The sequence below is a fragment of the Microcystis sp. LE19-195.1E genome, assembly GCF_027532095.1.
Classification (GTDB): domain Bacteria; phylum Cyanobacteriota; class Cyanobacteriia; order Cyanobacteriales; family Microcystaceae; genus Microcystis; species Microcystis aeruginosa.
The window spans coordinates 1-2,789 of sequence record NZ_JAPZSZ010000295.1 but is presented as its reverse complement, the minus strand read 5'-3'; the positions used below and the strand labels follow the sequence as shown (position 1 = coordinate 2,789).

At 43.2% G+C, this 2,789-nt stretch carries 1 protein-coding gene and 1 pseudogene; both read left to right on the top strand.

Annotated elements, in window-relative coordinates:
* Positions 1 to 177 (top strand): annotated as a pseudogene (locus tag O9300_RS16370) (IS30 family transposase); the annotation flags it as partial.
* Positions 178 to 203: 26 nt separating this feature from the next.
* The gene (locus tag O9300_RS16365; protein WP_287972785.1) at positions 204 to 2,669 is read left to right on the top strand and encodes a choice-of-anchor L domain-containing protein; all 2,466 of its coding nucleotides are present in this window, start codon (positions 204 to 206) and stop codon (positions 2,667 to 2,669) included.
* Positions 2,670 to 2,789: the final 120 nt, after the last annotated feature.

Genomic DNA, 2,789 nt, shown 5'->3' with positions numbered 1-2,789 from the left:
AATGGACTATTAAGACAATTTTTTCCCAAGGGAACGAATTTTAAAATTGTTAAGCCAGAGGAGGTGGAAAGAGCCGTAAACTTGATTAACAATCGTCCTCGAAAATGTCTTGACTATCGTACCCCGAATGAGGTATTCTATGAAGATAGATCAGACAGTGATGCAATTCAGACTTGAATTGGCCAACTTTTGCTGTCAATGTCATGACTTCTTCTCTTTTGCCGTTCTTTCCTTCTGTTTACGATATTTTGTTTAATTTCGCTCAATCTGACGGTTTTTGGGCGAATTTAGAAACTGCTTTTGGCACAAGTTATGATGTGGTTAAGGCGACGGAATTACAACAGCAGTGGCGAAGCCGAAATTTCAGTCAACTTCCCCCAATTGAGATACTTAGTCCTCAAGTTTTAGGGACGGCAAATGGTGCATATTCCAGCAGTACCAATAAGATTTATCTATCAGCATCTTTTTTAAATACGGCTTCCTCAGCAGCGATAGTTAATGTAATTTTAGAAGAAATTGGGCATTATGTGGATGCTCAAATTAATCAGGTGGATAGTGCGGGAGATGAGGGGGCAATTTTTGCAGAGTTGGTGTCAGGAGAGAGTTTATCTAGTCAGCAGTTGCAAGTGCTTAAATTAGAAAATGATACTGCTATTGTTGAGATTGATGGACAGCAAATTCAGATTGAACAGAGTAGTCTAACTACAACCGATTTGAATAGCGTAACTGCGGCCAATCTTGTTACCGCTTTAGTCGGCTCTGGTGTTACAGTAAGCAGTATCAGTTTTACAGGTGCTAATGTTGCAGCAGGACTTTTTAGTGGCGGACTAGCAGCAGGTTTAGGCATCAATGGGGGGATTGTTCTCAGCAGCGGGAATATTGCTCTGGCCACAGGTCCAAACAACAGTAGTTCTGCTGGCGCTAATAATTCTCAATTAGGTGACACAGATCTAAATAGTATAGTCACACCGAATACTACAAATGATGCGGCAGTATTGCAGTTTAACTTTATTCCGTTATCTAGCACTATCAGCTTCGCTTTTGTCTTTGCGTCCGAAGAGTATCCTGAGTATGTTGGTTCGCAGTTTAATGACGTTTTTGCTTTTTTCGTGAATGGGCAAAATATTGCTCTCATTCCTGGGACAACAACGCCTGTTTCTATCAATAATGTCAGCCCTGTCACTAACTCGGCATTTTTTATTTCAAATACTGGGGGTACTTTCGACAACCAATTCGATGGTTTTACAACGGTATTGAGTGCAACTGCTGACAAGCTTGCCCCTGGAATTCCTGCGACAATAAAGCTGGCAATTGCTGATACGACTGACTTTATTTTCGACTCGGCAGTCTTCATTCAAGCAGGCAGTTTTGGCAACCCAACTATTGTAACCGTGACTGCTACTGATGCCAACGCTGGTGAAGGTACGCCCGTCAATCCTGGCACATTTACTATCAGTCGGACAGGTAGCACAGCCAGTCCTTTAACCGTAATTTACTCAATTTCAGGAACTGCTAGTAGCAGTGATTATAACGCTCTTCCTACGAGCATAACTATTCCGGCAGGACAGGCTGCTACGACGATTACGGTTACTCCAACTGATGATACTGTGACAGAAGGGAATGAGACTGTAATTCTGTCATTAACTGATACTATCAGTTACGATTTGGGAACACCGAATAGCGCTACGATAGTTATCGCTGATAATGAAGTACAGTCTGTTAATGTCACCCTCTCTGTCAGCCCCGCCAGCGTCCTCGAAGATGGAACACAAAATCTAGTTTACACTTTTACCCGTACAGGTTCTACAGCCAGTCCTTTAACAGTGAACTTTACTGTTGGTGGCGGGGCTGCTTTTAATACAGACTATACCCAAACTGGTGCGAACACTTTTTCTGGAACTACAGGAACCGTCATTTTTGCCGCGAATTCTAGCACTGCGACCGTAACAATTGACCCGACAGCAGATGCTACAGTTGAACCCAACGAAACCGTCGCTTTAACTCTCGCTTCAGGAACTGGTTATACAGTGGGTACAGCCACAGCAGTAACTGGAACAATTATCGATGACGACCAGAGTATTACTTTAGCGATAAATCCTGCCAGTGTTAGTGAAGACGGGACAGCCAACTTAGTCTATACCTTCACCCGTACAGGAGTAACAACAAATGCTTTGACAGTAAATTATACAGTTGGGGGAACAGCGACATTTAGCACAGATTACACTCAAACCGGTGCAGCCAGTTTCACAGCGACATCAGGGACAGTGAATTTCCTTGCTGGTTCATCCACTACTACCGTAACCGTTGACCCCACTGCTGACACCACAGTTGAACCCGATGAAACTGTCATTTTAACCCTCGCTTCTGGGACAGGTTATACAGTAGGTACGACTACTCCAGTGACGGGAACAATTATCAATGATGATACCAGTGTCACCCTAGCAGTTGCTCCCAGTAGTGTTACCGAAGACGGGACAACCAATCTGGTTTATACCTTCACCCGTAACGGAGTAACCACTAATCCTTTAACGGTTAACTATACAGTTGGGGGGACAGCTACTAATGGAACCGATTACACTTCTATTCCCACCAGCGTCACCTTTGCTGCTGGTTCATCCACTGCGACTGTAACAGTTGACCCCACTGCGGATAAGCTAAAACGCACTTAAACCACCTAAAATAGAAATAGTAATTTTAGAAAAATCCTACTTATGCCAGCCAAAGATTTCCTAGACTTAGAAGAAAAGAAAAACTTACAAAAAGCTCTTAAAGAAGAAGAAAGAGCAGAG

Coding starts and splice junctions, on each gene's coding strand:
- O9300_RS16365 (WP_287972785.1), top strand. CDS start 204: ATGACTTCTTCTCTTTTGCCGTTCTTTCCTTCTGTTTACGATATTTTG.